The organism is Buttiauxella izardii (assembly GCF_003601925.1).
Taxonomy (GTDB): Bacteria; Pseudomonadota; Gammaproteobacteria; order Enterobacterales; family Enterobacteriaceae; genus Buttiauxella; species Buttiauxella izardii.
In genome coordinates this window covers 1-24,859 of the sequence record NZ_QZWH01000006.1, presented here as the reverse complement: position 1 = coordinate 24,859, position 24,859 = coordinate 1, and the positions used below count along the sequence as shown (strand labels likewise).

Here is a 24,859-nt window from a genome sequence, read left to right as displayed (position 1 = left end):
ATGTTGATTCTGAAGAATGTTACTGCCGTGCAGTTTTCTCCGGCGCAAGTGCAAGAGCATGTTGATATTGCGATTGAAGGTAGCGAGATAGTGAGCGTCGGCCCGGCACTCACCGGGCAATATCCCATGGCGGCGGTGAAAGAAATGCACGGGCGCATCGTAATGCCCGGTATCGTCTGCGCGCATAACCATTTTTACTCGGGATTGTCGCGCGGCATCATGGCGCAAATCCCGCCCTGCCCGGACTTTATCTCAACGCTGAAGAATCTGTGGTGGCGGCTAGACCGCGCCCTCGACGAAGAATCGCTGTATTACAGCGGGCTGATTTGCGCACTCGAAGCCATTAAAAGTGGCTGTACGTCAGTTATCGATCACCACGCGTCGCCGCATTACATCGCCGGTTCGCTCAGCACTTTGCGCAACGCTTTCCTGAAAGCCGGTCTACGCGGCATGACCTGTTTTGAAACAACCGATCGCAACGGTGGAATGGAAGAGCTGGAAGCAGGCATCGAAGAAAACGTTAATTTTGCTCGGCTCATTGATAACGCCCGTAGCGCGGGAAAAGAACGCTATCTGGTTGAAGCTCATATTGGGGCGCATGCCCCATTTACGGTGCCGGATGCCGGGCTGGCGATGCTTTCAGGCGCGGTTAAATTAACTGGCCGTGGCCTGCATATTCATGCCGCCGAAGACAAATACGATGTCTCTCATAGCCATGACAAATACGGCAAAGATCTGCTGGTGCGCCTCAATGAATTCGACTTACTCAACAGTAAGACGCTGATCGCTCACGGTCTTTATCTTTCTAAAGAAGATATTCGCCTGCTCAACGAAAAAGACGGATTCCTGGTTCACAACGCGCGATCCAACATGAATAACCATGTTGGCTACAACCATCAGCTTGCCGAATACCACAACCTGGCACTCGGTACGGACGGTATTGGCTCAGATATGTTTGAAGAGATGAAGTTCGCCTTTTTCAAACACCGCGACGCCGGTGGCCCATTGTGGCCAGACAGCTTCACCCGCTATTTGTGGAACGGCAATTCACTGTTAGCCCGCAACTTTAACGCGAAGTTTGGCTGTCTGGCTGCGGGCTACAAAGCTGACCTCACCATTTGTGATTACTTATCGCCAACGCCACTACAAGCCGAAAACATCGGTGGACACCTGGCGTTCGGCATGGGCTCGTCGAGCGTTCATAGCGTGATGATTGATGGCGTGATGGTTTATGAAGACCGTCAGTTTGCCTTTGACTGTGAACCGATTTATGCCGAAGCGAGAAAAGTCGCGGCAAAAATGTGGCGACGTATGGATTCTAAAAATTAATCAGTGCTCGAGAAAAGAGAGGAAAACATGATTAAGCAATTTTTCCGCGTCACGTCCATTGAGCAAGCGATGGAACTGAAGCAGCACTATAAAGAGAACGCGGTATGGATGGCGGGCGGCAGCAAACTTAATGCCACGCCCACGCGCACAGAATGCTGCGTGGCCATTTCCTTGCAGGGTCTGCCGCTCGACGAAGTTGACTGGGACAACGGCACGTTGCGTATTGGCTCGCTGATCACTCTGCAAAAACTGCGCGACACCGTGTTTATTCCACAAGCGCTGCACGACGCACTGGGATTTGTCTATTCCCGCCACGTTCGTAACCAGGCAACGTTGGGCGGCGAAATTGCCGCACGTCAGGCCGAATCGGTGCTTATTCCGCTGTTGCTGGTGCTAGAGACTGAGCTGCTGTTTGCCGATGGCGAATTCTTAACGCTGGAAGAGTATTTGCAAACGCCCGGCGATCGCTTATTGGTCGAAGTGATTATTCACGATCCTTTCCGTCGCTGCGCCACACGTAAATTCAGCCGTTCTGCCGGTGGCTGGGCGGTGGTGACCGCCGCCGTTGCCATCACTGAAAATGAAGAAATCCGTATCGCCCTGGATGGCGTGGCTGAAAAGCCCATCAGGTTGCGCGACGTCGAATCGCTGGCACTGGAAGGTCATGCACTGGAAAAAGCCGTGAGCGAGGCAATTTACCCACGCGCAGATTTATCCGGTAGCGAAGCGTTTAAACGTCATATTGCCGGCGTTTTGGTCGCCGATCTGCTTACCGACTGCCAGCAGGAAGATGAGGTAATGAAATGATGATTCACTTTACACTCAACGGAATACCCCGCGAAATTGAATGTGTTGGGCAAAATGTGCAGAAGCTATTGTTCGGGCTGGGTATGCACTCGGTGCGCAATAGTGATGACGGTTTTGGCTTTGCCGGTTCCGATGCCATTTTGTGCAATGGGGTCATTGTTAACGCCTCGCTATTGATTGCCGGTCAACTCGAAGGCTGTGAGATAAAAACCGCCGAATCTCTTGGCCGCTGGAATGAGTTAAGCCTTGTGCAACAAGCGATGGTGGATACCGGCGTTGTGCAATCAGGCTACAACGATCCTGCCGCCGCGCTAATTCTGACCGATTTACTGGAACGTATTGCGTCACCCACACGTGAAGATATTGATGATGCGCTCTCCGGACTCTTCAGCCGGGATGCCGGTTACCAGCAATTCTATGAAGTGATAGAGCTGGCAAAAGCACGTTTGACTGACCCCACCCATCAATCAACAGCCGTTCCTACCTTCCGCCATGACCTCGCTGTTATTGGTAAAAGGCATCCTAAAACAGATGCGGCAAACATGGTGCAAGCTAAACCTTGTTATGTAGAAGACCGTGTTCCTGAAAATGCCTGTGTGGTGAAGATGCTGCGCAGCCCGCATCCGCACGCGTTAATTACCCATCTGGATGTCAGCAAAGCGGAGGCGTTGCCGGGTGTGGTTCATGTCATCACACACAAAAACTGCCCGGATATTTACTACACGCCTGGCGGGCAAAGTGCGCCGGAACCGTCGCCGCTTGACCGCAGAATGTTTGGACTGAAACTGCGCCACGTTGGCGATCGCGTTGCCGCGGTGGTCGCCGAAAACGAAGAGACAGCCCTCGCCGCCCTCAAGTTAATTGACGTTGAATACCAGGTGTTAAAACCGGTGATGTCGATTGACGAAGCGATGGCAGAAAATGCCCCACGTGTTCATGACGAAAAAGTAGTTTACGTGAACGGTGCGCCAGCAGACCTGGAAGCGCAGAACCGCCAGGCCGCCGGGCGTGACGAACACATGATTATCAATTTCCCTATTGGTGCTCGCCCGGAAAAAAACATCGCCGCCAGCATTCACGGGCGCATTGGTGACGTAGAAAAAGGCTTTGCCGATGCCGACGTGATTATCGAACGCACCTATGAGTCAAAACAGGTGCAGCAGTGCCCGACAGAAACCCACGTTTGCTACACCTACATGGAGGGCGACCGCCTGGTTATCCACGCCTCAACCCAGGTTCCGTGGCACTTGCGCCGCCAGGTCGCGCGTTTAGTGGGGTTAAAACAACATAAAGTCCATGTCATCAAAGAGCGCGTCGGCGGTGGCTTCGGGTCTAAGCAGGACATTTTACTGGAAGAGGTTTGTGCCTGGGCGACCTGCGTCACCGGGCGTCCGGTGTATTTCCACTACACCCGCGAAGAAGAGTTCATCGCTAACACTTCACGCCACGTCGCCAAAGTTACGGTGAAAATGGGCGCGACCAAAGATGGCCGCCTGACCGCTATCAAGATGGATTTCAGAGCCAATACAGGGCCTTACGGCAACCATGCGCTTACAGTGCCATGTAACGGGCCAGCGCTATCGCTGCCGCTCTATCCGTGCGACAACGTTGATTTCCAGGTCACCACTTACTACAGCAATATTTGCCCAACCGGGGCATATCAAGGCTATGGCGCACCAAAAGGGAATTTTGCGCTGACGATGGCGATGGCCGAACTGGCTGAAAAACTGGGTATTGACCAGTTAGATATGGTGGAAATTAACCGGGTACGCGAAGGCCAGGAACTGAAAATCCTCGGCGCAATTGGCGAAGGGAAAATGCCGACTTCCACTCCAACCGCCGCCAGTTGCGCACTGGAACCTATTTTACGCAAAGGCCGCCAGCTCATCGAATGGGATTCACCAAAACCGGTCAACGGCGACTGGCACACCGGGCGCGGCGTGGCAATTATTATGCAGAAATCCGGTATTCCAGATATTGACCAGGCCAACTGCATGATCAAACTGGAATCGGACGGGACGTTTATCGTTCACTCTGGTGGCGCAGATATCGGAACCGGGCTTGATACCGTTGTCGGTAAACTTTCCGCTGAAGTGTTGTGTTGCCCGCTGTCGGATGTTCACGTTATTTCCGGCGACACCGACCATTCCCTGTTTGATAAAGGCGCTTACGCCTCTTCGGGCACCTGTTTCTCCGGTAATGCGGCGAAAAATGCCGCTGAAAATTTACGCGAGAAAATACTCTTCCACGGCGCGCAGATGTTGGGAGAACCGCTGGAAGATGTGCAAGTGATTGCACCGGGAATAGTGAAAGGTAAGCAGGGCGAAGTCAGTTTTGCGCAAATCGCCCACAAAGCAGAAACCGGAACCGGGTTTGGGACATTGGTCGCCACCGCCAGTTACATCACGCCTAACTTCGCCTTCCCGTTTGGGGCGAACTTTGCGGAAGTTGCCGTCAACACGCGAACCGGTGAAATCAAACTCAACAAGTTTTATGCCTTGCTCGATTGTGGAACGCCAATCAACCCGGACCTGGCTTTAGGGCAAATCTATGGCGCATCAATGCGCGCCATCGGGCACAGCCTGACTGAAGAGATTCAATATGATGGGAACGGTATCCCACTGACGCGCGACCTTCGCACTTATGGCGCGCCGATGATCGGCGATATCCCCCGTGATTTCCGCGCGTTCCTCGTGCCGAGCGAGGACCATGTTGGGCCATACGGTGCCAAATCTATCTCAGAAATTGGCGTCAACGGTGCCGCTCCCGCTATTGCGATAGCCATTCACGATGCCTGCAAAGTGTGGCTACGAGAATGGCATTTCACCCCTGAGAAAATATTGCATGCCTTAGGGAGGCTGTAAGCCAGTCATTGTGTCGGATGGCGCTGGCGCTTATCCGACTTTCGGTTTTGATGTTCAAAGGTGGACTCGCGCAAGCGACATCCACCATCACCTGTAGAGACAGGAGTGTCCGGATGTCTGATATCAGCAATACCGACTCTGAACTGGTTTATGCGCTGGAAGATAAACCTCCCTTTTACCAATCTTTTGTGGGAGCCATCACGCACCTGCTAGCTATCTTTGTGCCGATGGTCACGCCCGCGCTTATCGTCGGCACCTCATTGCAGCTTTCAACCGCGACCACCACTTACCTGGTTTCGATGGCAATGATCGCCTCAGGTATTGGCACCTGGCTTCAGGTCAATCGCTATGGCCCGATTGGCTCGGGCTTGCTATCTATCCAGTCAGTTAATTTTTCTTTTGTCACCGTCATGATTGCCCTCGGCAGCGCCATGAAGAAAGATGGTTTTCATGAGGAGCTGATCCTTTCTTCAATGATGGCGGTTTCTTTTGTCGGTGCCTTTCTGGTCGTCGGCTCGTCATTTATTTTGCCTTCCTTGCGCCGCGTCATCACGCCTACGGTCAGCGGAATCGTGGTGTTGATGATTGGTCTAAGCCTGATCAAAGTCGGCATTATTGATTTTGGTGGCGGGTTCTCGGCCAAGCACAGCGGCACTTTTGGTAACTACAAAAACATTGGTGTCGGGTTGCTGGTGTTGGTAGTGGTGATTGGCTTTAACTGTTGCCGAAGCCCGCTGTTACGGATGGTCGGAATCGCGGTTGGGTTGATTGTCGGGTATGTCACCGCGCTGTGCCTCGGAATGGTGGATTTTAGCAACATGCATAATCTGCCTCTGATTACCGTACCTGTCCCCTTCAAGTTCGGTTTTACCTTTGATATCGCCCAGTTTTTGGTGGTTGGGACTATTTACCTCCTCAGTGTGCTGGAGGCGGTAGGCTCAATTACCGCCACCGCCATGGTTTCAAACCAGCCCATTGAAGGCGATGAATACCAGTCTCGCCTGAAAGGTGGCGTGCTGGCCGATGGCCTGGTGTCAGTTATCGCCTCGGCACTGGGTTCACTGCCGCTAACCACCTTTTCGCAAAATAATGGCGTTATCCAAATGACCGGCGTCGCGTCGCGATATGTCGGGCGCGTGATTGCCATCATCCTTATTGTGCTGGGTTTCTTCCCGGTTATCGGGCGCTTTTTTACCACTATTCCAGCCCCCGTATTGGGTGGTGCGATGACGCTAATGTTCTCGATGATCGCCATCGCCGGGATACGCATCATCATTTCAAACGGCCTACGGCGGCGTGAAACCTTGATTGTTGCCACGTCACTGGGGCTGGGGCTTGGCGTTTCCTACGATCCAGACGTTTTCCGCATTTTGCCGCCATCGCTATTCGTGCTGGTAGAAAACCCCATCTGCGCCGGTGGTCTGACGGCCATCATCCTGAATTTGCTTATCCCTTTAAGACAAAAAGAGAGCAATGCAAACCCGGTCGTAAGCGAAGAATCGGAATAATTGCAATGAATGACAAAGGATTAAAAATGACTGGTGTACAAAATCTGAAGGCCGTGCGCGGGAACTTCCTGGATGTCACACGCACCATTTCGCACCCTGAAGAAATTGAGTCAGCGCTGCGGTTTATTGAAGATGGTTTGCTGTTAATCAGCGAAGGTAAAGTGGTGTGGTTTGGTAGCTGGGAAGAAGGGAAATCCCGCATCCCGGAAACAATCCGCGTGCGTGATTATCGCGGCAAACTTATCGTACCAGGCTTTATCGACACCCATATTCATTACCCACAAAGTGAAATGGTTGGCGCCTATGGCGAACAACTGCTTGAGTGGCTCAACAAGCACACTTTCCCTACCGAACGACGTTATAAAGACCCGGAATACGCACGCGAGATGGCCTCGTTTTTCCTTAAGCAACTTCTGCGTAATGGCACGACAACCGCGCTGGTGTTTGGCACCGTTCACCCGGAATCCGCCAATGCGTTGTTTGAAGCCGCAAGCAATATCAACATGCGCATGATTGCCGGTAAGGTGATGATGGACAGGAATGCGCCCGAATGGTTGCTTGATGATGCAGAAAGTAGCTATCTGGAAAGTAAGGCGTTAATCGAGCGCTGGCATAAAAATCGCCGCCTTCTGTACGCCATCACACCGCGTTTTGCGCCGACCTCAACGCCTGAACAACTGGCGATGGCGCAGCGTTTGCGCCAGGAATATCCCGATACCTGGGTTCACACCCATTTATGTGAAAACAAAGACGAAATCGCCTGGGTAAAAGAGCTGTTCCCGGAGCGCAAAAACTACCTCGATGTTTACCATCACTATGGTTTGACCGGTAAAAACAGCGTCTTTGCCCACTGTATTCACCTCGAGGAAGAGGAATGGGATTGTCTGCATGACACGGATTCCACCATTGCTTTCTGCCCAACCTCCAACCTGTATCTCGGCAGCGGTTTATTCAATCTGCAAAAAGCCTGGCGCAAGAAAATCAAGGTGGGTATTGGCACCGATATTGGCGCTGGCACCACCTTCAATATGCTGCAAACCCTCAATGAAGCCTACAAAGTGATGCAGTTGCAAGGCTACCGGCTTTCGGCATATGAAGCCTTCTATCTTGCCACCCTGGGCGGGGCGCATTCATTAGGACTTGATAGTTATATTGGCAATTTCGACATCGGCAAAGAGGCTGACTTTGTGGTACTCGAGCCAACCGCCACGCCGTTGCAGCAACTGCGTTATGACAACTCCGTCTCACTGATGGACAAACTGTTCGTGATGATAACGCTGGGCGATGACCGCTCGATTTATCGCACTTACATCGATGGTCAACTGGTATACGAACGAACATAGCCAGCAGCACAAACCGTCAGCGAAACGCTTTCCAACTATTTGCTACACCATTGATAAGGAAAGAATTATGTCGACCGATTCATCAGATGCACCAGCAACAATGCAGGAAAAAGGGGCACTCGACCGCTATTTCTGCATTTCAAAGCGCGGCAGCAGTGTTCGCCAGGAGTTGCTGGCAGGCACCACTACATTTTTAGCCATGGTTTATTCAGTGATAGTCGTCCCGGGCATGTTGGGGAAAGCCGGGTTTCCCCCAGGCGCGGTCTTTGTCGCAACCTGCCTGATAGCGGGGTTCGGCTCATTATTAATGGGGCTGTGGGCCAATTTGCCGATGGCGATCGGCTGTGCAATTTCACTCACCGCCTTTACGGCATTCAGTCTGGTATTAGGGCAACACATTAGCGTTCCCGTTGCTTTGGGTGCCGTGTTCCTGATGGGGGTGCTGTTTACTGCCATTTCCGTAACGGGGGTGCGAACCTGGCTGTTGCGTAATCTACCGATGGGGATTGCTCACGGGACAGGCATTGGGATTGGCCTGTTTTTGTTGTTAATTGCCGCCAGTGGCGTGGGGCTGGTGATCAAAAACCCGATTGAAGGCCTGCCTGTGGCACTCGGTGGGTTCACTACCTTCCCTGTCATTATGACGTTACTCGGTCTGGCCGTTATTTTGGGGCTTGAAAAACTGCGTGTTCCCGGCGGGATTTTACTGGTCATCATCGCCATTTCTATTATCGGCCTGATTTTTGACCCCGCCGTTCAATATCACGGTCTGGTCGCGTTACCCAGCCTGAGCGGAGAGGACGGCAAGTCACTCATTTTTAGCCTCGACATTATGGGCGCGTTACAACCGATGGTGTTGCCAAGCGTACTGGCGTTGGTGATGACGGCTGTTTTTGATGCCACCGGGACGATACGCGCCGTGGCCGGGCAGGCAAATCTGCTGGATGAAAACAACCAGATTATCAATGGTGGCAAAGCGTTAACCGCAGACTCCGTCAGCTCAATTTTATCCGGGTTGGTGGGCGCATCTCCTGCGGCGGTTTATATCGAATCTGCGGCAGGCACCGCGGCGGGAGGGAAAACAGGGCTAACCGCCGTGGTGGTTGGCGCACTATTTTTAGTCGTCCTGTTCCTTTCGCCACTGGCTTTCTTGATCCCCGGCTATGCCACCGCCCCCGCGCTGATGTATGTCGGATTGTTGATGCTTAGCAATGTGGCAAAACTGGATTTCGATGACTTTGTGGATGCGATGTCGGGGTTGGTTTGCGCCGTGTTTATCGTGCTGACCTGCAATATTGTCACCGGCATTATGCTGGGATTCGTGACGTTGGTCGTTGGGCGCGTGTGCTCTAATGAGTGGCGTCGGTTAAATATTGGCACCGTTGTGATTGCACTGGTGTTAGTCATTTTCTACGCGGGTGGATGGGCAATCTGAATGAAACAAGCGGCTCGGCAATCGGGCCGCTTGTTTAGCTATTTCAATGACAAGAACGCACTTTGTAACGCAACCGCATGACGTCGCGCACTGGCTTGCTGTTCCACCGCGTGACTATCTGTTTTCTCCAGTGCCGCCGTCGGGCATACCCTCACACATTCCGGGCCACCTTCGCGCTGCTGGCAAAGATCACATTTCACAATGTGTATCTTTGCTTCAGGCGTCAGGGAAATATCGATTGCGCCGAACGGGCACGCCATCACACAGTTTTTACAGCCGATACATAACGCCTCATGAGCGGCCACGCATCCCTGCTCCTGAACCAAAGCGCGCACCGGGCAAACCGCCACACACGGAGCATTTTCACACTGGTGGCACATCACCGGTTGCGTTGATGAACTGAGCTTAATCACTTGTAACCTGGGGTGAAAATAGCGCTCATTCGATGAATGATGTTCACCGTGTGCCAGGTCGCAGGCGATTTCGCAAGTGCGGCAACCAATGCAGCTCTCGGGTTTAACGTGAATAAACTGTGTCATCACAATGGCTCCTGGCAGGCGGGAGAGTCCTCAAGCGTGGTCAGAATATCCCGGGCCGCTTGCCGCCCGGCAACCATAGCCGTGACGACCAAATCAGCACCGTGTACCGCATCACCACCGGCGAATATTTTCGGGTGCTGAGTTTGAGTGGGTAACCGCCCTGCCAGTCCGGTTTCAATCAGGCCATATTTATCGAAGGTCACCTGGTGCGCCTGTAGCCATGGCATCGCGTGTGGCTGGAAACCAAATGCCATGACCAGCACATCGGCGGGAAGCACAAATTCTGAACCGGCAACCGGCTGTGGGCGACGCCGCCCATCGCTACCGGGTTCGCCCATTTGCGTGCGAATCAACCCAATGCCGGTCACTTCACCAGCGTCATTACGTTGAATGAATTGCGGCTGCACGTTAAACAAAAACTCCACGCCTTCTTCCCTGGCATTCACCACTTCTTTTTTCGAGCCTGGCATACTGGCTTCATCGCGACGATAAGCGCAAGTCACACTCGCCGCCGACAGGCGTATCGAAGTACGCAAACAGTCCATCGCCGTATCACCACCCCCGAGCACCACCACCCGCATTCCTTCCAGCTCAATCCACGGCGTGGCGGCATCGTCATCAAGCCCCATCACTCTGCGTGCGCTGGCGGTCAGTAACGGTAGCGCCTGCACAACGCCTGGTGAATCTTCGTGCTCAAGCCCGGCGCGCATTAAATCGTAGGTGCCAACCCCTAAAAACACGGCCTGGTAGTTTGACAGCAGTTCGCTAAATGCAATGTCGCGCCCTATTTCACAGTTGAGATGAAACTCAATGCCCATCGAATTAAAGATTTCACGCCGCGTGGCGAGCAACTGTTTGTCGAGCTTGAAAGGAGGAATGCCGAAGGTGAGCAATCCGCCGATTTCAGGATAGCGGTCATAGACATCGACCTGAATTCCACTGCGCGCCAGAATATCGGCGCATCCTAATCCTGCCGGGCCCGCACCAATCACAGCCACCCGCTCTTTACGTGTCTTCATTTCTGATGACACTTTAGGCCACCAGCCTTGAGCCAGCGCGGTATCTGTAATGTAACGTTCGATATTGCCGATAGCGACCGCTCCAGCGTGTGGCTTTAATGTACATGCTCCTTCGCACAACCGCTCTTGCGGGCAGACTCGCCCGCAAATTTCTGGCAGCGAACTGCTCTGATGGCTTAATTCCGCCGCTTCGATAATTTTGCCTTCTGCCACTAAACGCAACAGTTCAGGAATGGCGTTATGCAGCGGACACGTCCAGTTGCAGTGCGCTTTTTGCGCGCAATGGAGACTACGCTGGCTTTCGTTAATGGCATCAAGGTTGGACAACCCTTGATAAATTTCCTGGAAGTGTATTTTGCGTTGTGCAGCGGGGAGCTTTTCGGCCCCTTTACGGGCGGGTTTGTCTAACAGATTCTGGCGACGAACAGGTGCCGCCCCCCCGCTTACCGTCAAATGTTGTCGGCGCAATCGCAGGTCTTTTAGTTCACGATCATCCATTAGTTTTAGTGCATTCGTCGGGCAATGAGCCACGCAGGCGGGTTGCCCGGTTTCGCTTTGTTCACACAAGTCGCATTTTTGCGCCAGATAAATGGCGTCATTGCCGGCGTTCACCATTTCTATTGCCCCAAAAGGGCAAGCCAGCACGCAGTTTTTACACCCAATGCAACGCGCGGCGTTCAGGTGAACCTGGCTGTCTTTGTAAGTTAATGATCCAACCGGGCAACTGCTGACACAAGGAGCGTTATTGCAATGATGGCAAGTGACAGCAACATGATTTTGCTGGTGGGAAATAACGTCAATGCGTGGGTGAAAAGCGGCAATCGACTCTGGCCAGCTCTGCGAATTGTGTGCCACGGCGCAAGCAATTTCACAGACGTGGCACCCAATGCACTCCTGTGCATCAACAGCGATAAATTTATTCATTCACATCCCTTTTTGAAAGCCAGAACTCATCTGCAGCAATGCAAAAACAGGGACATTTTGTTGGCGAAAACCAGACTAAATCTAAATTTGTGATCGACTGCAAAGAATGTCGCCCACGATTGAGGCGACACAAACATCCTGCCTGCGCCAGGCTACGCAAAGTGAGGCCTGGCTTATCAAACTGAGACGATAAACATCAAACTGATAAAATGACTCAGGGGAAATATTTAGCGCTCCGCAGTCATTACAATCAGTTACGTGATGTTTTTCACACTAATGCAATCAAATTCCCCCTCTTCCAGAACCTGGCATCAGTTACGCATGCATTCACTGATGCTTATGTGATTGGCAAAACAGAGATTGCCAAACCGCCGCCATACAGGGGAAGAAATCATGGAAAATAGTGCTACGGATATTTCACCCGATACCTCATCCAATGAAGTCGACAAAATGCTGCCGCCAGGGAAATTACTGATTTTAGGCCTGCAACACGTGCTGGTGATGTATGCCGGTGCGGTGGCCGTGCCCCTGATGATTGGCGACCGACTTGGCCTGAGCAAAGAAGTCGTTTCGCTTTTGATTAGCTGCGATCTTTTCTGCTGTGGCGTCGTGACGCTGATTCAATGTCTGGGAATTGGCAAATTTATTGGGATCCGACTGCCGGTGATTATGTCGGTGACGTTTGCTGCCGTGACGCCAATGATTGCGATTGGCTCCAATCCAGAAATAGGGCTGACCGGTATTTTCGGCGCAACCATGGTGGCGGGCCTGATAACCACCCTGCTCGCCCCGCTAGTGAGCCGACTGATGCCGCTGTTTCCTCCTTTAGTGACCGGAATTGTGATTACGTCGATTGGCTTGAGCATCATTCAGGTCGGCATTGATTGGGCGGCGGGCGGCGCCGGGAATCCCCGCTACGGCGATCCTATTTATATTTGTATTGCCTCGGCGGTGTTGCTTTTTATTCTGCTAATCACCCGTTACGCCAGGGGGTTTTTTTCAAACATAGCGGTGTTGCTGGGCATTGCTTTTGGTTTTTTGCTGGCATACATGATGAACGAGGTCAGCCTTTCCGGGCTTGGAGAGGCAAAGTGGTTTGCGGTGGTCACGCCAATGGCTCTGGGCACTCCCACCTTTGACCCGGTAGCCATTCTGACGCTCACCGCCGTGCTGATTATTGTGTTTATTGAATCGATGGGGATGTTTCTTGCGCTCGGCGATATTGTCGGGGTGAAACTGACCCAACAAGACATTGTTCGAGGCTTACGCGTCGACGGCATTGGCACGTTTATTGGCGGCTTATTTAACAGTTTCCCGCATACGTCATTCTCACAAAACGTCGGACTGGTTAGCGTCACGCGGGTACATAGCCGCTGGGTTTGTGTCGCCGCTGGGGGCATTCTGATTGTGTTTGGAATGGTGCCAAAAATGGCGGTGCTGGTGGCTTCAATTCCACAGTTTGTATTGGGTGGTGCGGGGCTTGTGATGTTCGGAATGGTGCTGGCAACCGGGATTCGGATTCTGGCCCGCGCCAACTACACCACCAATCGCTACAACTTATATATCGTCGCCATTAGTCTTGGGATGGGCATGACGCCGACACTGTCTCATGGTTTCTTTTCGCAGTTCCCGGCGATGCTGCAGCCGTTACTGCATAGCGGCATCATGCTGGCGACGGCGAGTTCGGTGATTTTGAATTTGTTCTTTAATGGCTACAACGCGGTTGATAAAACTCCCGAGAAGAAAACGGTGTAAAGCCCAGCCAGGCTGAGCTTTACAACACGCTTATTTCAGCCCGTTAAGGACTTTCATGGTGGCTTCAACGTCAATTTCATCTTCCGAGAAGATTAACGTCGAACCCTGGAACGTGGTGACTGCCAGCTTTTTCAGCGTACGCATTTCACCAGGTTTAGGGTCAGCCTTCGGGCGAATGCTGTTCATCAGTGCGCCAACAGAAAGCACCGCGTTCTCTTTATCAATCTTGGTTTCAGCCGGGACTTCTTCGCTGTAAACCAGGAAAGATTTAATCGCGGTGATTTTAATGCGCTCGCCCGCGATGTAGATGTACTTGCTGTCTGGCTCAACTTTTACCGCAAACGCCGACAGGCCTTTGTTGTTGGTCGTTGGCTCGAAAGTCACCGAAGCATCTTTCTTAATCAGATCTGGATTGGCGACCTTAATCACATGAAAATAACGGTTGTCGCCATTTTCATCTTTGATAAAACCGAAACCTTTGTCTTCAAACCAGGTTGTGATTGTTCCGTGCATCGCTATTACCGCCTAATTAATCGTTCAATATGTCAAATTTTGCAGCGCGCAGTTTAATGCAGAACGCCTTTGCTACATAGCCCGTTTACTAAATGGTTCGGCGGGCGAAATCTTTCACCCGGAACCCAAGCACCGTAAGGGTGGCGAAATACGCCGCAATGCCCCCAACCACCACCGCCATTAAGCGCAGTAAACGGAACGGCATCGTGCCGATATCCCATGCAGGCATAATGTGCATCATGCCAACCAGCACCGCCGCCATCACAATTACACCGGCAAACAAGCGCCACAGGAATCCTGCCCAACCCGGCTGCGGGTGGAAAATATCGCGTTTACGTAGTTGCCAGTATAGCAGGCTGGCATTCAGGCAAGCCCCGAGGCCAATCGACAGCGACAGCCCGGCATGCTTGAGCGGGCCGATAAACGCGAGGTTCATCACCTGCGTCATAATCAGCGTCACAATAGCAATTTTAACTGGCGTTTTGATGTCCTGGCGCGAGTAGAAACCCGGAGCCAACACTTTCACCACGATCAGCCCCATCAACCCGACGGAATACGCCACCAGCGCACGTTGCGTCATGGCCGCATCAAACGCCGTGAATTTACCGTACTGGAACAGTGAAACCGTCAGCGGTTTTGCCAGAATCCCCAGCGCCACAGCGCTTGGCAGCGCCAGCAGGAAACATAAACGCAAACCCCAATCCATCAGGCGCGAGTATTCGTCGTGATTGCCGCTGGCAAAACTTCTCGCCAGTGACGGCAGCAAAATGGTGCCTAACGCCACGCCCAACACGCCGGATGGGAACTCCATCAAACGGTCTGCGTAGTACATCCAGGAAACCGAACCGGACGCGAGGAACGAGGCAAAAATGGTGTTGATGATTAATGAAATCTGGCTGACGGAAACACCCAGAATGGCTGGCCCCATCTGCTTAATCACGCGCATTGCGCCTGCGTCTTTGAGATTCACACGCGGCAGCACAAGCATGCCAATCTTTTTCAGATGCGGTAGCTGATACGCCAGTTGCAAGACACCGCCAACAGTAACCGCCCAGGCCAGCGCCAGAATTGGCGGGTTAAAGTGCGGTGCGGCAAACAGCGCAAAACCGATCATGCTGAGGTTTAAAAAGGTCGGTGCAAACGCCGGAACAGAGAAGCGGTTCCAGGTGTTCAGGATCGCGCCGCACAACGATGCCAGCGAAATCAGGAAGATATACGGGAAGGTGATGCGCAGCAGGCTGGAGGTCAGCGCAAATTTATCGGCGGTGTCGGCAAATCCCGGTGCGGTGACAAGAATCACCCACGGCGCGGCAATCATGCCGATCACGGTGACGACAGCCAGCGCCAGCGTCAGTAACCCGGAGACGTAAGAGACAAACACGCGGGTAGCATCTTCGCCCTGCTTACTTTTGTATTCAGCCAGAATTGGGACAAAGGCTTGCGAGAATGCACCTTCGGCAAAAATACGACGCAGTAAGTTCGGTAATTTGAAGGCAACAAAGAAGGCATCCGTCGCCATTCCTGCCCCGAAAACTCGTGCCACAATGGCGTCACGTGCAAATCCGAGCACGCGAGAAAACATCGTCATCGAGCTGACGGCTGCCAGCGATTTTAAAAGATTCATTTATTATGTGGTTCCACAAACATCAACGCCTGCAAGGCAGGCGTTGATGTTAACAGCAATTACTTCGAATAAATGTCGGATGACGCTTCGCTTATCCGACCTACGAAAAGCCTAAGCAAAGCGTCATCCACCAACTATCTATGCCTGGTGCGGCGCTTAGTCTACTGATTCAGTGCTGAATTACTACTTTGTTATTCGCTCATCGCATCGCGCCACAGTTTCTCAACCACGCGCTGCGCCATCAGGGCTTGCTCACCGGAGGTTTCAGGAACCGTCTGATTTGCCACACAATCAAGGAAATGGCGCGCACAACCGGCAAACCCACGCTGTTCCAGGGTGGTTTGCCAGCCAGGAATCGGACGATTTACCACGCCATTGCCGCACTCTTCACGCCATTCGCGCATATCGGTCACATCAAATAAACCGCCGTCTGTCACCGCTTGCACCCACTCGCGTTGGCTTCCCGCGCGGCGATGCATGCTGGTGGTGATTTGCAGATTACCCGCGGAAAAATGATGCTCAGCAAACAACATTTGCCCCTGGTCGTTGGTTTGCAAGGTTCCGCTCTCGAGCTGTGCTTTGCCCCCGCCCAGCCAAAGCGCGGTATCCACGACGTGCAAATAATCATCCAGCAAAGTGAAGCGCAGGTCGTTTGGCCCAACGCTGTCGGCACGATGTTTATCCATGCGCAACGATGCGCCATTGACGAGCTTCGCTTTCAAATCCTGATACAGCGGTGAGAAACGGCGGTTAAAACCCACCATCAAGGTGCGTTTTTGGCGGTGCGCCAATTCGACTAAACGTTCCGCATCAGAAAGATTTTCGGCCAGCGGTTTATCAACACAAACATTCACACCCGCCTGCAATAATTCGCTGACCACGGCGTAATGGCTGCTGGTGGCGCTATGAACGAATACTGCGTCACACTGCGCGGCCAGTTCCGCAATCGAGGAAACGTAAGGAATGCGATACGCATCGCAAACCTTTTGCGCTTTCGCCTGAGTGGGGGAAAAAGCCCCCTGAAATGTCCAGTCACGCGCTTCAGTTAATACCGGCAACCACGCTTTTTGCGCAATGCCCCCCAAACCGACCACGCCGACGCGAAGTTTAGTCATCAATTAATCCCCGAGATGTGCGAGCAGTGAATCCAGGCGTTGCTTCAGCTCGGCAACTTCGTTTTCAAGCTGTTCGACGCGAGCGGTTAAATCTTCTGCCGGTGGCGCAGAATTTTGCGGCGCAGCCAATGCGGAAGCATCAACCTCGCCACTGAAAAGATGCATGTAGCGGCTTTCACGCTTGCCCGGCTCGCGCGGTAAACGCACCACAAACGGGCCATCTTCGCGATTAGCCAGGGTTTCAAGCGTCGCTTCAACCTGCGCCATGTCGGTGAACTCAAACATTCTGGCGGCGCGGGTGCGTAATTCGCCCGGCGTTTGCGCCCCGCGCAGCAGCAGCGTTGTTACCACGGCGACTTCGGCAGCGGAGAGTTTGAGGTTGCCAAATTCCGAATTGCAGAAACGCTGCTCGTATTTGGTGACTCGGTTGCCAAAGCCGCTAAGCGTGCGCAAAAAGTGGCGTTTGACCAGGGAATCCAGCGTGTCCTGAACGTCGTGCTCTTTCAGATCCATGACCGGTTCACGGTTGGTTTTCTGGTTACATGCCGTCACGACGCCATTGACCGACATCGGATATTGTTCGGGCGTGGTCACCTGCTTTTCCATCAGGCTACCGACCACGCGCGCTTCAACCGCAGTTAACTGATATTTCATTTCTTATCCTTAACGGCCAGGGGTCCATTCTTTGGTGGTCAGCGCGGTCAACACGTGATCGCGCCAGACGCCATCAATCAGTAAATACTCTTTGGCATAGCCTTCTTTTTCAAAACCAAGGCGGGCAAGGAGATCGCCGCTGCGCTGGTTGTGCGGCATATAGTTCGCCATGATGCGGTGAATATGCTGGCTGCGCTGCATGTAACGAATCGCGGTGGTCAGCGCTTCAAACATCATGCCCTGCCCTTGCCATTTCTCGCCCAGCGAGTAGCCGAGATAACAGGCGTGAAAAGAGCCGCGCACCACGTTGGAGAAATTAGCCACGCCACGAATTTCTTTTTCTTCTGGATCCAGCAGCGCGAAGTAATAGGCGCTACCCGTTTTGTGCATTTCACCGATCATGCCCAGCCGCGCCTGCCAGCCAGATGGGTAGCAATGGCTGTCGTCACGAATCGGCTCCCACGGTTTCAGGAACTGGCGGTTTTCGGCGTAATAATCAGCCAGGCGCCAGGCATCTCGCTCATACACCAGACGCACGACTAATCGGTCGGTGGTTAAGCGTACTTTCGGCAGGTTACTGCGGTAGCCAAACATGTTCACCCTACTCCTCACATCCCATATTTTTCTGAGCCTTCGTAATTACTATACCTGCGCCTGGCGGCGGAAGGAAAACAACAACATGCAGATTTTTCATCAGGTCATACTTTTTTCGATTAATGAGTTCAATCAAAGCGCCAGATTGATAAAAAAATATTGTCGCGTGGCACCCTGTGAAAAACCCTGAGAGCAGTAGAGAATAGAACTTTGTCACACTTTTAAAGTTCCCTGGAGGGGAGATGTCACGGGTCGCGCAGGCCAGGAGCCTGGGTAAATACTTCTTATTGCTCGATAACATGTTAGTGGTATTAGGCTTCTTCGTGGTTTTCCCTCTTATTTCCATTCGCTTTGTCGACCAGATGGGTTGGGCGGCGTTGATGGTCGGTATTGCGCTCGGCCTGCGCCAACTTACGCAGCAAGGGCTGGGGATTTTTGGTGGCGCTATCGCTGACAAGCTAGGCGCGAAGCCGATGATCGTCACCGGCATGTTACTGCGCGCCGTCGGTTTTGCGCTGATGGGCATCGCGCATGAGCCTTGGGTTCTGTGGCTGTCGTGTTTTATTTCCGCCATCGGCGGCACGTTATTCGACCCGCCACGTGCGGCGCTGGTGGTAAAACTGGTGCGCCCTCATCAACGTGGCCGTTTCTTCTCGATATTAATGATGCAAGACAGTGCTGGCGCGGTCATCGGCGCACTGCTCGGCAGTTGGTTGCTGCAATATGATTTCCGTCTGGTTTGTGGTGCCGGGGCGGTGATGTTTGTGATTTGCGCCGGGGTCAACGCCTGGCTGCTACCGGCTTATAAACTTTCTACTATTCGCACCCCGATGCTTGAAGGTATGGGCCACGTGCTGCGCGATAAACGCTTCGTCACCTACGTGCTCACGCTTGCCGGTTATTACATGCTGGCGGTGCAGGTGATGTTGATGCTACCAATTATGGTCAACGAAATTGCCGGTACGCCTGCCGCCGTGAAGTGGATGTACGCCATTGAAGCGGCGCTGTCGTTAACATTGCTGTACCCCATTGCCCGCTGGAGCGAAAAACGTTTTCGCCTTGAGCAGCGCCTGATGGCCGGTTTGTTCCTGATGACGCTGGCGATGTTCCCGATTGGCTTAACCAACAATCTCCAGCAACTGTTTACTCTGATTTGCGTGTTTTATATCGGCTCAATTATTGCTGAACCCGCCCGTGAAACACTGGGCGCATCGCTTGCCGATTCCCGTGCGCGCGGCAGTTATATGGGATTCAGCCGTTTAGGTTTAGCGATTGGCGGCGCGTTCGGTTACGCCGGTGGCGGTTGGCTTTTTGACGCCGGGAAAAGCATTAACCAGCCGGAACTTCCATGGGTAATGTTAAGCATTGTCGGCATGATCACGCTTATCGCGCTGTGGTGGCAATTCAGTGCTAAACCCGTTGAACCCTCGATGCTTGAACCGGGTAACTAGTTTGCAGCCCCTGGTATTCTCCTCCATACTCAAAAATTGACGGATTTTTCCCGAAGATTGATATGGAGGAGTAACGTGAAGCTTTATATCTACGATCACTGCCCGTTCTGCCTGAAAGCACGCATGATTTTTGGCTTAAAGAACATTCCTATCGAGCTTATTGTCCTGCTCAACGACGACGAAGCGACCCCAACGAAAATGATTGGCAAGAAAATGGCGCCAATCTTGCAAAAAGACGATAGCCGTTATCTACCAGAAAGCATGGATATCGTGCATTACGTCGATAAACTCGATGGCGAACCGTTAATCACTGGCAGCACCAACGCCGCTATTGCTGACTGGCTGCGCCACGTGCAGAGTTATGTCCAGCAATTGACGATCCCACGTATTGCCAAAGCGCCATTCGATGAGTTTGCCACGCCTGAGGCGCGTGCTTATTTCACTAATAAGAAAGAGGCGATGATTGGTTCGTTTGCCGATCATCTCGCGCATTCACCGGGCCTTATTAAGAAAATCAGCGATGACTTGCGCAAGCTCGATAAGCTGATTGTGCAACCTAATGCGGTTAACGGCGAGCTGTCGGAAGATGATATTCATCTGTTCCCGCTGCTGCGTAACTTGACGCTGGTGGCCGGAATTGACTGGCCAAGCCGGGTCGCGGCCTATCGCGATAACATGGCTAAACAGACGCAAATTAATCTGCTTTCATCCCACGCGATTTAAAAACGGCTCATCGTTCTGCGGCGGGTGAGTTGCCCGTCGCTATTCCCGAATCAAAAATCATTCTGTTCAAAGAACAACTTTAAGCCTTTTCCTGTAGCACAGCCTGCACTGGTGAAGCATCATGCTTTATGTCAGGATCTGTGACCAAAGCCGCATGTTAAGGAATTCCATGAAAAAGATATTGTTAGCCGCAGCATTGATGCTGAGCGGATTAGTGGTGGGTTGTAACCAGCTAACGCAATACACCGTCAGCGAGCAGGAAATCAACCAGGCGCTGCATAAACGCAATAATTTCTCTAAAGACATTGGCCTGCCAGGCGTTGCCGATGCTCATATTGTTTTGACAAATTTAGCCAGTGCGATTGGCCGCGAAGAGCCGAACAAAATCACGCTAACGGGCGATGCGAGTCTGGATATGACCTCGCTTTTCGGTAATCAGAAAGCCAACATTAAGCTGAAACTGAAAGCTCTGCCGACCTTCAATAAAGAGCAAGGTGCGATTTATTTGCAGGAAATGGAAGTGGTGGACGCCACCGTTGAGCCAGAAAAAATGAAGACTATTGTGCAGACCATCATTCCTTATCTGAACCAGTCACTGCGTAATTACTTTAACCAGCAGCCTGCTTATGTGTTGAGCGAAGACAACAGCGCGGGTGAAAAACTGGCGAAGCGATATGCCAAAGGAATTGAAGTTAAACCTGGCGAAATCGTGATTCCTCTCACCGAGTAATCTGGCTTCATTCGGGGAGAACACCCGCTCCCCGAATGAAATTCTCAACGAAAATGGTGCAAAGCGAAACGTTTGCGCTTATCCTTAGTGCCCGGCATAAATCATCGTTATTTCCTTCCTACGCCGGAGCACTTTCATGACCGTATTACCTCAGGTATTAAAAATTCGCCGCCCAGACGACTGGCATGTTCATCTTCGTGATGGTGACATGTTAAAAACGGTTGTGCCTTATACCAGCGAAATTTATGGTCGCGCGATTGTGATGCCAAACCTGGCACCGCCAGTCACCACGGTTGAAGCCGCCGTAGCTTATCGCCAGCGCATTCTGGATGCCGTGCCACAAGGGCATCATTTCGAGCCGTTGATGACCTGCTACCTGACCGACTCACTTGATCCAAACGAAGTTGAGCGCGGATTCAATGAAGGTGTGTTCACCGCAGCAAAACTCTATCCAGCCAATGCGACCACCAACTCAAGCCATGGCGTGACCAGCACCGCCGCGATTTTACCGGTGCTTGAGCGTATGCAAAAAATCGGTATGCCGCTGCTTATTCACGGCGAAGTGACTCATGCGGACATCGACATTTTCGACCGCGAAGCGCGTTTTATCGAAACCGTTATGGAACCTTTGCGCCAGCAATTGCCGGAACTGAAAGTGGTGTTTGAACACATCACGACGAAAGATGCCGCGCAATATGTGAAGGAAGGAAACTCGCTGTTAGGTGCAACCATCACTCCACAACACCTGATGTTTAACCGCAATCATATGCTGGTTGGCGGTGTGCGCCCTCACCTGTACTGCCTGCCGATTTTAAAGCGCAGTGTTCATCAGGAAGCGTTACGTGAGCTGGTTGCCAGCGGATGCGACCGCGTGTTCCTCGGCACCGACTCCGCGCCACATGCACGCCATCGTAAAGAAGCCAGTTGTGGCTGCGCAGGCTGCTTTAACGCCCCTTCCGCACTGGGCGCTTATGCGACCGTGTTCGAAGAATTGAATGCGATGCAGCACTTTGAAGCCTTTACCTCGCTCAACGGCCCACGTTTCTACGGCTTGCCGGTTAACGAAAAAACCATCGAACTGGTGCGTACTGCGGTACAAATGCCAGAAATCATCGAAACCAGCGACGACAGCATCGTGCCATTCCTTGCCGGTGAGCAAGTTAACTGGTCTGTAAAAGCATAATTTTTCACGCCCCCTGTTGCATACTTAAGAACATGACTGTATAAATATCCAGTATATTATTAACCCTAAATAATTCGAGTTGCATCACGGCGGCAAGAGAACGAATCACGATGAGCTTACATAAGTAAGTGATTCGTGTGAGTGAACGCAGCCAACAAAGGTGCAACTTGAAGTATGACGGGTTCTACAGGGGGCTGTTATGCGTATTGAAGTCACTATTGCCAAAACTACATCTCTGCCGCCAGGCGCTGTTGATGCGCTTGCCACTGAACTCTCACGCCGTATTACTCAATATTATCCTGAAGACGAAAGCCACGTTCAGGTACGTTATGCCGCCGCTAACAACCTTTCGGTATTAGGGGCCAGCAAAGAAACTCGCGATCGTATCAGCGAAATTTTGCAAGAGACCTGGGAAAGCGCTGACGACTGGTTTGCCGCGGATTAAAAACTCATTATGAAAGGGCTGATGGTTCATTCAGCCGCCATCCCTTTCATATCTCCAAAATAATTCCCTCGTTGTTTTTTATGCCGGGTGTCGCCATCCGGCTTTTTTATTGTTTAAATTTCACTCTTTTAATCTTTCCACTTTTAATCTTATAACTCAGATTTCACTGATATTAATTAACCCGACCTGTTTAAAAATCACCCAATTAAGCGGCTTTATGTGAAAAATGTGTTGCAGGGTATTTATTTCTCCGTCGAAATCGCTTAATCATTGATATACTTAACTGGCTTCACATTAAACAAGCATTAAACCTCGCGAACCGTTGTCTTAAATACACGTATAAAAGGGGTTATGATGGAAAAAAATAGTGATGTTATCCAGACCCATCCCTTAGTCGGATGGGACATCAGCACCGTAGATAGCTACGATGCGCTGATGCTTCGCCTGCACTACCTGACCTCAAGTACGCAAAAGAACGACGAAACTGAAATCGGTCAAACTTTATGGCTGACCACGGATGTTGCCCGGCAATTTATATCCATTTTAGAAGCCGGCATTGCTAAGATTGAATCTAGTGATTACCAGGTAAACGATTATCGTAAGCATTGATTGCCGATGCTGCCCAAATAACGCAAGGCACCGTAGAGGTGCCTTTTTTATTATTCAGGCCTCGCTTAATTGTCAGCCAGCGGGGATTTAATTACTCTGCTATATAATTTAATTTTTGCCAGCCAGAGGGGAAAGAAAAGCACCATGCATTATGACCTTATCATTGTCGGTAGTGGCTCTGTGGGTGCCGCCGCCGGGTGCTATGCCACCCACTCCGGTTTGAACGTGCTCATGATTGACAGCAACCATCCTCCCCACCAGCAAGGTAGCCATCATGGCGATACACGCCTGATGCGCCACGCTTATGGCGAAGGGGAAAAATATGTCCCGCTGGTGTTACGTGCGCAAAAACTTTGGGATGCGTTGCAGGAAATCAGTGGCGAGAAAGTGTTCCACCGCACAGGCGTGATTAATCTCGGCCCGGCAGATTCAGCGTTTATCTCTACGGTGCAAAGCAGTGCGCAAAACTGGTCGCTGCCGCTCGAAACACTCACGGCTGAAGAAGTGATGACGCGTTGGCCGCAAATCACCGTTCCTGAAAACTACCTTGGCTTGTTTGAGCCAGATTCAGGCGTGTTACGCAGTGAACTGGCGGTGGAAACCTATATTCGCCTGGCAAACCAGGGCGGTTGCGGGCAACTGTTTAATTGCCCGGTTACAGATATTCGCCATACCGCTGATGGCGTGGAAGTGGAAACTCCTGAAGGCACATTTACTGCGGATAAACTGCTGGTCAGTGCCGGAACCTGGGTCACAAAACTACTGCCTGAGCTGCCTGTTACGCCAGTGCGTAAAATCTTTAGCTGGCACCAGGCTGATGGGCGTTATAGCGAAAAAAATCATTTCCCGGCTTTCACCGCTGAGTTGCCTGACGGCAGCCAATATTACGGCTTCCCGGCAGGCGAAGATAACGAGTTAAAACTCGGCAAACATGATGGTGGGCAAGTCATCAGCGAGCCAGAACAACGTAAACCGTTTGGCGCAATCGCCACCGACGGCAGCGAAGTGTTCAGCTTCTTACGCCAGATTATGCCCGGCGTGGGAGTTTGTATGCATGGAGCGGCGTGCACTTACGATATGTCGCCAGATGAAGATTTTATTATTGATACCCTGCTCGGCCATGACAACACGATGGTCATCACCGGCTTAAGCGGACACGGTTTTAAATTTGCTTCGGTGTTGGGGGAAATTGCCTGCCAGTTTGCGCTCGGCAAAGAGTCGAGTTTCGACCTGACGCCTTTTTCGCTTTCACGATTTAACGAGTCTTGAGTGATGTCGGATGACGCTGCGGTACAAACCGGACACATGGGTAACACTTTAGACCGGACACATGGGTAACAGTTATAAACGGCATAGCAGAGGAGACTCACTATGCCCTGGACTGAGACCCGACCCATGCAACGTCTTGATTTCATCCGTGCCTGCCACGCAGGCACGGCTCCTGTTTCCGAACTGTGCCGCCACTTCGGTATCAGCCGCAAAACCGGTTATAAATGGCTGCAGCGCTTTAACCCCGACGACCCGGCCTCTCTTTTTGACCAGCCCCGCGCCCGCCTCACGCATGATGAACGCCTGCCTGCCGGGATTGTTCAGCAGCTCATCGATATGCGCGTACAGCACCCCGACTGGGGGCCGAAAAAAATCCGCGCCTGGCTGATTAATCATCAGGCGTCATTTGATGTGCCGGCCGCCAGC

21 protein-coding genes and 1 pseudogene are annotated in these 24,859 nt (G+C 52.1%); 15 read left to right on the top strand and 7 right to left on the bottom strand.

All coding sequences use genetic code 11. From position 1 onward, the window contains the following. The 6 genes from ssnA (at position 1) to D6029_RS03120 (ending at position 9,286) form a co-directional block, all read left to right on the top strand. On the top strand, positions 1-1,329 hold the full coding sequence (gene ssnA / locus D6029_RS03145) for a putative aminohydrolase SsnA (protein WP_120063375.1): 1,329 nt from the start codon (positions 1-3) through the stop codon (positions 1,327-1,329). A 27-nt stretch (positions 1,330-1,356) separates the two neighbouring features. Beyond that, the gene (ygfM, locus tag D6029_RS03140) at positions 1,357-2,136 is read left to right on the top strand and encodes a molybdopterin-dependent oxidoreductase FAD-binding subunit (protein ID WP_120063374.1); all 780 of its coding nucleotides are present in this window, start codon (positions 1,357-1,359) and stop codon (positions 2,134-2,136) included. After that, the gene (locus tag D6029_RS03135; protein ID WP_120063373.1) at positions 2,133-5,000 is read left to right on the top strand and encodes a molybdopterin-dependent oxidoreductase Mo/Fe-S-binding subunit; all 2,868 of its coding nucleotides are present in this window, start codon (positions 2,133-2,135) and stop codon (positions 4,998-5,000) included. Before ygfM ends, D6029_RS03135 begins: the two co-directional genes overlap by 4 nt. A 113-nt stretch (positions 5,001-5,113) precedes the next feature. Further along, positions 5,114-6,508, top strand: a complete 1,395-nt coding sequence (locus D6029_RS03130; protein WP_120063372.1) for a nucleobase:cation symporter-2 family protein — start codon at positions 5,114-5,116, stop codon at positions 6,506-6,508. A gap of 26 nt (positions 6,509-6,534) precedes the next feature. Next, positions 6,535-7,851, top strand: a complete 1,317-nt coding sequence (gene guaD, locus D6029_RS03125; RefSeq protein WP_120063371.1) for a guanine deaminase — start codon at positions 6,535-6,537, stop codon at positions 7,849-7,851. Between the two features lie 67 nt (positions 7,852-7,918). After that, positions 7,919-9,286: an NCS2 family permease gene (locus tag D6029_RS03120; protein WP_120063370.1), complete on the top strand. Its 1,368-nt coding sequence runs from the start codon at positions 7,919-7,921 to the stop codon at positions 9,284-9,286. 38 nt (positions 9,287-9,324) lie between these two features. Here the strand turns inward: D6029_RS03120 and D6029_RS03115 are convergent, their stop codons facing one another. Together D6029_RS03115 and D6029_RS03110 are read right to left on the bottom strand one after the other, a co-directional pair. Then, complete coding sequence (locus tag D6029_RS03115) at positions 9,325-9,825, bottom strand: 4Fe-4S dicluster domain-containing protein (protein WP_120063369.1); 501 nt, start codon at positions 9,823-9,825, stop codon at positions 9,325-9,327. Further along, complete coding sequence (locus D6029_RS03110; protein WP_120063368.1) at positions 9,825-11,768, bottom strand: FAD-dependent oxidoreductase; 1,944 nt, start codon at positions 11,766-11,768, stop codon at positions 9,825-9,827. The genes D6029_RS03115 and D6029_RS03110 overlap by 1 nt, the downstream gene beginning before the upstream one ends. A 393-nt stretch (positions 11,769-12,161) precedes the next feature. Between D6029_RS03110 and D6029_RS03105 the strand changes: the two are divergent. Beyond that, positions 12,162-13,484: pseudogene (locus tag D6029_RS03105) on the top strand (nucleobase:cation symporter-2 family protein); the annotation flags it as partial. A gap of 69 nt (positions 13,485-13,553) precedes the next feature. Here the strand turns inward: D6029_RS03105 and D6029_RS03100 are convergent. The 5 genes from D6029_RS03100 to rimJ all read right to left on the bottom strand — a co-directional run bounded on the left by D6029_RS03100 (position 13,554) and on the right by rimJ (position 18,023). After that, complete coding sequence (locus D6029_RS03100) at positions 13,554-14,042, bottom strand: cold shock domain-containing protein (RefSeq protein ID WP_120063366.1); 489 nt, start codon at positions 14,040-14,042, stop codon at positions 13,554-13,556. Positions 14,043-14,124: 82 nt separating this feature from the next. Further along, positions 14,125-15,660, bottom strand: a complete 1,536-nt coding sequence (gene murJ / locus D6029_RS03095) for a murein biosynthesis integral membrane protein MurJ (protein ID WP_120063365.1) — start codon at positions 15,658-15,660, stop codon at positions 14,125-14,127. 191 nt (positions 15,661-15,851) lie between these two features. Then, positions 15,852-16,775, bottom strand: coding sequence for a Gfo/Idh/MocA family protein (locus D6029_RS03090; protein ID WP_120063364.1), 924 nt, complete (start codon positions 16,773-16,775; stop codon positions 15,852-15,854). Positions 16,776-16,778: 3 nt separating this feature from the next. Further along, complete coding sequence (locus D6029_RS03085) at positions 16,779-17,429, bottom strand: YceH family protein (protein WP_120063363.1); 651 nt, start codon at positions 17,427-17,429, stop codon at positions 16,779-16,781. 9 nt (positions 17,430-17,438) lie between these two features. Then, complete coding sequence (gene rimJ / locus D6029_RS03080; protein ID WP_115629602.1) at positions 17,439-18,023, bottom strand: ribosomal protein S5-alanine N-acetyltransferase; 585 nt, start codon at positions 18,021-18,023, stop codon at positions 17,439-17,441. Positions 18,024-18,265: 242 nt separating this feature from the next. Here rimJ and mdtH point away from each other — a divergent pair, with 242 nt between their 5' ends. The 8 genes from mdtH to D6029_RS03035 form a co-directional block, all read left to right on the top strand. Then, complete coding sequence (gene mdtH, locus D6029_RS03070) at positions 18,266-19,474, top strand: multidrug efflux MFS transporter MdtH (RefSeq protein ID WP_120063361.1); 1,209 nt, start codon at positions 18,266-18,268, stop codon at positions 19,472-19,474. Between the two features lie 75 nt (positions 19,475-19,549). After that, on the top strand, positions 19,550-20,197 hold the full coding sequence (grxB, locus tag D6029_RS03065; protein ID WP_120063360.1) for a glutaredoxin 2: 648 nt from the start codon (positions 19,550-19,552) through the stop codon (positions 20,195-20,197). Positions 20,198-20,366: 169 nt separating this feature from the next. Continuing rightward, positions 20,367-20,927 carry a lipoprotein gene (locus tag D6029_RS03060; protein WP_120063359.1) on the top strand — a complete coding sequence of 187 codons (561 nt, stop codon included), beginning with the start codon at positions 20,367-20,369 and terminating at the stop codon, positions 20,925-20,927. Positions 20,928-21,063: 136 nt separating this feature from the next. Beyond that, the gene (gene pyrC / locus D6029_RS03055) at positions 21,064-22,110 is read left to right on the top strand and encodes a dihydroorotase (RefSeq protein WP_120063358.1); all 1,047 of its coding nucleotides are present in this window, start codon (positions 21,064-21,066) and stop codon (positions 22,108-22,110) included. Between the two features lie 199 nt (positions 22,111-22,309). Then, complete coding sequence (dinI, locus tag D6029_RS03050; RefSeq protein WP_120063357.1) at positions 22,310-22,555, top strand: DNA damage-inducible protein I; 246 nt, start codon at positions 22,310-22,312, stop codon at positions 22,553-22,555. A 354-nt stretch (positions 22,556-22,909) separates the two neighbouring features. Next, positions 22,910-23,164 (top strand): biofilm formation regulator BssS, encoded by a 255-nt coding sequence (gene bssS / locus D6029_RS03045; protein ID WP_120063356.1) that lies wholly within the window; start codon positions 22,910-22,912, stop codon positions 23,162-23,164. A gap of 144 nt (positions 23,165-23,308) precedes the next feature. Further along, complete coding sequence (gene solA / locus D6029_RS03040; protein WP_120063355.1) at positions 23,309-24,433, top strand: N-methyl-L-tryptophan oxidase; 1,125 nt, start codon at positions 23,309-23,311, stop codon at positions 24,431-24,433. A gap of 102 nt (positions 24,434-24,535) precedes the next feature. After that, a partial coding sequence (locus tag D6029_RS03035; protein WP_147365216.1) for a helix-turn-helix domain-containing protein occupies positions 24,536-24,859 on the top strand: 324 nt, incomplete at its 3' end.